At 43.2% G+C, this 6,257-nt stretch carries 7 protein-coding genes; 1 reads left to right on the top strand and 6 read right to left on the bottom strand.

Annotated features, from left to right (window positions below; genetic code table 11):
- From IH879_17745 to IH879_17755, 3 genes are all read right to left on the bottom strand, one after another.
- On the bottom strand, positions 1–322 hold a 322-nt coding region (locus IH879_17745; protein ID MCH7676766.1), incomplete at its 3' end, for a hypothetical protein.
- Between the two features lie 131 nt (positions 323–453).
- On the bottom strand, positions 454–963 hold the full coding sequence (locus tag IH879_17750) for a chloramphenicol acetyltransferase (GenBank protein ID MCH7676767.1): 510 nt from the start codon (positions 961–963) through the stop codon (positions 454–456).
- 185 nt (positions 964–1,148) lie between these two features.
- Positions 1,149–1,967, bottom strand: coding sequence for a hypothetical protein (locus IH879_17755; protein MCH7676768.1), 819 nt, complete (start codon positions 1,965–1,967; stop codon positions 1,149–1,151).
- 188 nt (positions 1,968–2,155) lie between these two features.
- On the opposite strand from IH879_17755, the gene IH879_17760 reads away from it, so the two are divergent.
- Positions 2,156–3,013 (top strand): class II glutamine amidotransferase, encoded by an 858-nt coding sequence (locus tag IH879_17760; protein MCH7676769.1) that lies wholly within the window; start codon positions 2,156–2,158, stop codon positions 3,011–3,013.
- A gap of 17 nt (positions 3,014–3,030) precedes the next feature.
- On the opposite strand, the gene IH879_17765 is transcribed toward IH879_17760, so the two are convergent.
- From IH879_17765 to IH879_17775, 3 genes are read right to left on the bottom strand one after another with little or no spacing between them, the layout of a single operon-like run.
- Complete coding sequence (locus IH879_17765) at positions 3,031–4,383, bottom strand: MATE family efflux transporter (GenBank protein MCH7676770.1); 1,353 nt, start codon at positions 4,381–4,383, stop codon at positions 3,031–3,033.
- A gap of 3 nt (positions 4,384–4,386) precedes the next feature.
- Positions 4,387–5,160, bottom strand: coding sequence for a hypothetical protein (locus IH879_17770; protein MCH7676771.1), 774 nt, complete (start codon positions 5,158–5,160; stop codon positions 4,387–4,389).
- Positions 5,161–5,199: 39 nt separating this feature from the next.
- Complete coding sequence (locus tag IH879_17775) at positions 5,200–6,186, bottom strand: ABC transporter permease subunit (GenBank protein MCH7676772.1); 987 nt, start codon at positions 6,184–6,186, stop codon at positions 5,200–5,202.
- Positions 6,187–6,257 lie beyond the last annotated feature (71 nt).

Here is a 6,257-nt window from a genome sequence, read left to right on the forward strand (position 1 = left end):
GTGTGCCGTCGCCACCGGAGACTTTTTCTTCTAAAATCTTGGCTGACTTGCTGACAGCAACCACAACGCCTGAAAGACCTTTCAAGAATTCGTTCCATAAATACCCGATGCCGAGGGCCATGGGAATGGTTGCGAACTTACCGCCTTGTTTCGCTGCCAAACCTGCCAAAACGCCCCCCACAAGCACATAAAATAGAGACATCAAAAGCAGAATGGGTCTGACCGGCTGCTTTCTGCGTAAGACGTTTGTCCAATACATAAGCTCATGCGCGAAGGCTGCAACAGCACCTGCCAAATAATAGTCATTTAGAAATTCAGGCAAATTTATCTCCCCGATTTTTTTGAGAGATTTTAACTTGTAAAAAAATTAAAGAAACTCAAGGTGGGTTTTTTAAAAAAAACGAAAGTATCATTAATTGTCAAGTATCTGAAAGAAAAATAAAAATATTAACTTCATGTACTCAAAAACTTTTCAGGCGCACTAAGATAAACCTGAAAAAGCTCGAAGAATTTTCCAACATGAATTCCGTCCATCAAAGAATGATGAACTTCTACGGAAACCGGCATTTTAATCAAGTCATTTTGTTCAGTGTATTTTCCGAAAACGATTTTGGGAACCGAATCCTCTTTCCCAGGTTTGCGGGCATGGGCAAAACTGGTAAAAGAAATCCAGGGAATCATTGAGTAGTGAATGAGGTCATCTCGTTCATCTGCAGGGTTGACTGATTTTTCCTGACCGGCGATCCGTTCTAATTCTTTGGTTGCCTTCTCTTCGAATTTTTTAAAATTTGGATCGTAATCAAAATAACTGAAGCTAAAGGTCTCATCCTCGTTTAAAACCGTGGAACCGCCGTCAATCAGTTCATGCACAATTACTTTGTTTTCTCGAATTCTGTAACGAAACGGTTCGATTTCATTTGCTGCTTTTAAAGATAAATAAAGAGACGCCTTAAAGAAAGAAATCGCTCTCTTTAGTAAACTTCACCAGCGACGTCACATCCACAGGGGCACAGATGTTAAAGAATGGCTGTTCGTATCTCTAAAAAAGTAGAACAGCTCTTTTCTGTGCCAATTTTCCAGGTCTAAAAATTTCATTTTCAGGAATTTACCGATTCCATCGCTTCAAGCGATGGAATCGGTATTCTCATTTAAGTCGTCGGCTTCTCGAACATGCTGCGATCAAAGCCATTATTGAATTTGATGTTCGTCGAAATCTCAGCGGTCCACTCGTCGTCTTGCGGTTCGCCTTCCCAGTTTGCTTTCACGTATTTTCTTTTTGTCGGTAATTTTACGCCCTGGACTTCTTCATATTCGACTTTCATCAAACGGGGTTCAGCGACGCCAAAATCCATCACCGTAAACAAGAATTGGTCCACCAGTTTTGTTTCCGGATTGATGTAAAGCACGTAGGTATCTTGAGCATCTCCTATTCCCTCGCCGAATGCGATTTTGACCAGGTCGTAATCAGTTCCATTGACATTTTTGGTGCCGTTGTATTCGTAATTCAGACCGGGATCGAGCAGCTTGAACATCATTGTAAACCAGTAGTAGTTGGTCTTCCGTAAGAAGTCACAAAATTTAGCCTTTTGCGGGTCATCCTCGACAAGTTTGCCATCAATCATCATCCAGGATTCGCTGCCGTTATATCCCTGAATTATCTCTCCGGAAATTTGAGGCAGCACGGCTTTTTCGCGGGTCTCAAACTTGGCCCAGGAAAGCTCGCCGTCAAAGATGTATCTCTCAATGGACACGTCTTTCTGGTCTGTTGTTAAATCCTGGTAAGTGTAGGTGTACTCGACATCTTTGAGCGAGTGTAGCTTATCAATTCCACCAATAGCCGCGACCATTTCTTCAACCAGGCCTTTGGGATTTTCCGCCGGATCAATTTGCTTTCGTTGGCAAGCGAAACCAATCAATAAAATATGTGCAGTGAAAATGAAAGTGAAAAATCTTTTTTTAAAACACATAACGCCTCCTTTTTTTATGAAATTTTTTGTAATTTGGTGTAACTCGACATTTATGTCGAAAGAACTAAAGACCTCCAAATAGATTATCTACAGCTACGCTATGAAATGTCAGGTTAAATTACGCTATTGAAAAATGAATTTCAAGTTATTACTTTCTGAAAACTGCAAAATAAATAGAGGAGTATGAAATGTGTCGATTTCTCGCCTATCGGGGCGCGCCGATTTCAATGAGTAAACTTTTGTACGAACCGAAGAATTCTTTGATTCACCAAAGTTACCATGCCCAGGAGAGGGAAGAACCCTTGAATGGTGACGGATTTGGAGTTGGTTGGTATGCACAAGAGATTGAGTCCACCCCCGCGAGTTTTGTCTCCATTCAGCCTGCCTGGAATAACAGAAACTTACGCAGCATTGCCCGAAAGATTCGCTCAAATTGTATCTTTGCTCACATCAGAGCGGCGAGCAAGGGAAATGTATCTGAAAATAACTGCCATCCGTTTGATTACAAAAACTTGCTGTTTATGCACAACGGAGACATTGGCGGATTTCGCAAGATTAAAAGGACTTTGCGCATGGGACTCTCCGATGAAATTTACGATTGGATTCAGGGTGAAACGGATTCGGAACACTTCTTCGCCCTGTTTTTAGATAACTTGCTAAAAAACGGAGGTGAGCAAACCAGCGAGAATTTTGTAGCGACACTTGAGGAAACGCTTGTGCAACTAAAAGAAATTCTTAAGAAAAACGGAGTCAATGAGCCGGTGCTCCTCAATGTTGCAATTACCAATGGCGAGTTTATGATCGCGACCCGATATGTTTCCGGAGCAGGCGTCAAGGCGAACACGCTGTATCATTCAGAAGGGAGCAGGTATGACTGCAATGACGGCGTTTGTGAGATGGTGCAGGCTGATCCATCTCAACATGCGGTGCTTATCGTTTCCGAAAAACTCACGGATGTAAAAAAAGATTGGCACGAAGTTCCGGTCAATCACTTCGTGGCGGTTGACCAAAATCTTGCGGTGTCAATTAGCCCAATCAATGCTTAATTTGACACCCGAAGTTTTCAGACAGTCGCAAATCGCTGAAGCCTCTCCCCATTCGTCAGAAGATAAAACCGCAGATTGTGTAGTACAGCTGCAACGCTCAACCCTATAATAAGCCCTATCCACAACCCCGCCGGGCCGAGAGCATAGTTAATTCCAAGTAAATAACCGAGCGGTAAGCCAACAACCCAATAAGCGACGAAATTGACTAACATCGGAATTTTGGTGTCTTTTAAGCCCCTGAGTGCAGCCTGCCCGCTGACTTGCAAACCATCGGAAATTTGAAAAATTGCGGCAAAAAACAGCAGGTTAACGGCAATCCGGGCGACGTCATCTTCTTTGGTATAAACGCCAATGATGACTTCCGGAAGCGTGAGCATGAGCAAGGCGGTTAGACACATGACCAGCGTTGAAATAGCGATGCCGATATAGCCGATGAACCTTGCTTCATCCAACTCTTTTTTCCCAACTGCAAAGCCTACTCTTGCTGTTATTGCAAAAGAGAGCCCCAGTGGAATCATGAAAGCCAGTGCCGCAAAGTTTATAGTAACCTGATGTGCCGCTACCTGGTTGACGCCCATCGAACCGATGATCAAAGCTGTCACAGCGAACATGGTCACTTCAATCCCGAAGCTGAACCCATTGGGAATGCCTATTTTTAAAATTTCTTTCAGGGACTTCCAATGCGGCCAGTCAAAGCTATGCAGAATTTGAAAATCCTGACGGATTTTCTTGCGAAAAGTAAAAAGAATCATCCCAATCAAAATTATCCACCAAACCAGGGTCGTTGCCCAGCCAGTGCCAACGGGGCCCATTGCCGGGAATCCAAGGTGACCGAACATGAAAACATAATTAGCAAAAATATTTATGATCGAGCCGATGATGGCAAAATACATGCTGGGTTTGGTTATGTGGATGCCTTCGTTAAAAAACCGGAGCGCAAAGTAACAAAATTGCGCCGGAATGCACCAGGAAATTGCATTTAAATAACCAAGTGTGGTTGGAATGATTTCGGGCCGGATATTAAAAAAATCCATGACAATGGTCATATTACGAAGCATGAAAAAGCTTGGTATCGACAGGAATACACCAAGCCAAAGACTTTGCCAGAGGTTCTTCCCGATTTGTTCTTTTTTGCCGCCTCCAAAGAGCTGAGCAACAATTGGGTTTATAGCTAAAAGCGTCCCGAGCACAGAAAGTAAGATAGGGACCCAAAGGCTGTTGCCCACGGCAATTGCCGCCAATGCTTCTGCGCTGAAATTTCCCGCCATGATTGTATCTGCAACATTCATGGACATTTGCATGAGCTGGGCGGCAACCAGCGGCGCACCAAGTTTGAGTGTATGAATGATTTCTTTACGAACTTTTCCCATTTTTTAATCTAAAAATGAAACAGCGGATGTGGTAAACTCCGCGTTTATAAAAACACGATGCCAGCATTCAAGCCTAATGGTTGCATGATCTTCGTGCTTAATGTACCCTCGAGCATAAACACTTGGATTTCTAACAAATGTTTTCAATTTACCTTTGTCAAAAGTTGGGTCCGATTTCTTTCGTTTTGAATATTCTTTTTCGTCCATTTCCTTGTTGCCAACAATGTAAACTAATCCACCTCCTTCGCGATATATTTCTTGGCAAATATGTGATTTGCTACCACCATTTCGTTGCAAAAATTCGTTTTTATGTATCAAAGATTTTGGCACTTTGCGATTGGTCTTCACAAAAAACCATTCACCTTGACGCTTGAAAACTGCATTTCGTCTATTATCAACCTCCCGAGGAGGTAAATGCTTCACTTGCTTCCAAATAGCTTTTGGCAGCAATGATTGTTTAGCCGCGCGTACTGTACTAACTTTACCTCCGATAGCTGCTACAAACCAATGCCGCTCGTCATGTCCACACAAAAAACGTTGACCCTCCTTTGTATAAAGCAACAAGTGTTGCGTTTTTGGCTGAGCCTGTAAAAGCTCGAACTCCGGCGCGTCACCTCCTTGAACTATATCAAAATATTCACCGTTTTTATCAACTTGAATACCAATAGTAAAATGGTCTGAAGATTGATCCCATCGCCCTCGGACCTTTTCTGTCAAGTGAAATTTGACTTTTGCTCCTATTGCTTCAAAGTGTCTTTTTAAATCTTTGTTCTTCATAAAATATCCTTTATATTTTTTACCGAAGACCTTCTTTATTCACACCTCCCGTGTCTTCCAGGTGCCGCGCCGGAAAAGAAATATTCCAACCACTCCAAACAGGCCAGCCGCAAGAGTAATCGCCAAATAAACCCCTCTTGCATCAAACCCTAAGATCAAAGCAAGCAAATAAGCAACGGGAAGCTCAAAAAGCCAAAAGCAGATGAAATTTATAACCGTTGGTGTGGTCGTATCCCCGGCCCCGTTAAACGCCTGAACCATCACCATACCATAAGCGTAAATCGGGTAACAGAAACTAATATAGCGCAGACATTGAGAGCCAACAGCGATGAGCTTTGGATCCTTGGAAAAAATCCCAACCAGAAATTCAGGGAATATAATAAAGATCAGCGCAAGGCAAGAAAGAAAGAACATGTTTACATGCCCGGCAATCCAGACAGATTTTTCCGCGCGCTCGGGTTTTTTAGCGCCAAGGTTTTGCCCCATCAATGTTGCTGCGGCATTGCTCATACCCCATGACGGCAAAATTGAAAAGATAACGATGCGAATGGCAACGGTATAACCTGCCACGACCTCGCTTCCAAAAAGCATCAACGGCAATCCTGTCATCCTGAAAACATGCCCGAATGTCCATAACCAAACGATCATAAATGTCCCCAATAATAGAGGGAATGTTATTTTGATAAGGACGTACCAATTTGAAGCGCCGCTGATAGAGCCTGCCTCTTCCAGCTCCTTATGAATTTGAAGAAGCCCGGCAGTACTGGCTCTGGTGCCAAATGGCAGGAAAACGATGGTGAACCCAATCGCTATAGGCCATATCGTTCCGTAGATATTAAAAGGAAGAAGCTTGTCCAGATAGAGCGAAAACCACACGAGCGAGATCCCTAGAACAATTCCAGGCACTCCGTGGATTGAAAAAGCCAGTAAGTCCAGGAATCTCCTGAAAGGGGCATTAGTTCTCACCACAACGTGCGCCACGGCATAAGAAAGAACCACGACAGCAAAGGAAGCCACCGTTGACACGACTAGGGTATTAAAAATTGTATTACCCAAATGAGGCCATATAAACATTGTTCTCCAGCCGTCCAACGAAA

The sequence above is a fragment of the candidate division KSB1 bacterium genome, from assembly GCA_022562085.1.
In the GTDB taxonomy this organism is placed as follows: Bacteria; Zhuqueibacterota; Zhuqueibacteria; order Oceanimicrobiales; family Oceanimicrobiaceae; genus Oceanimicrobium.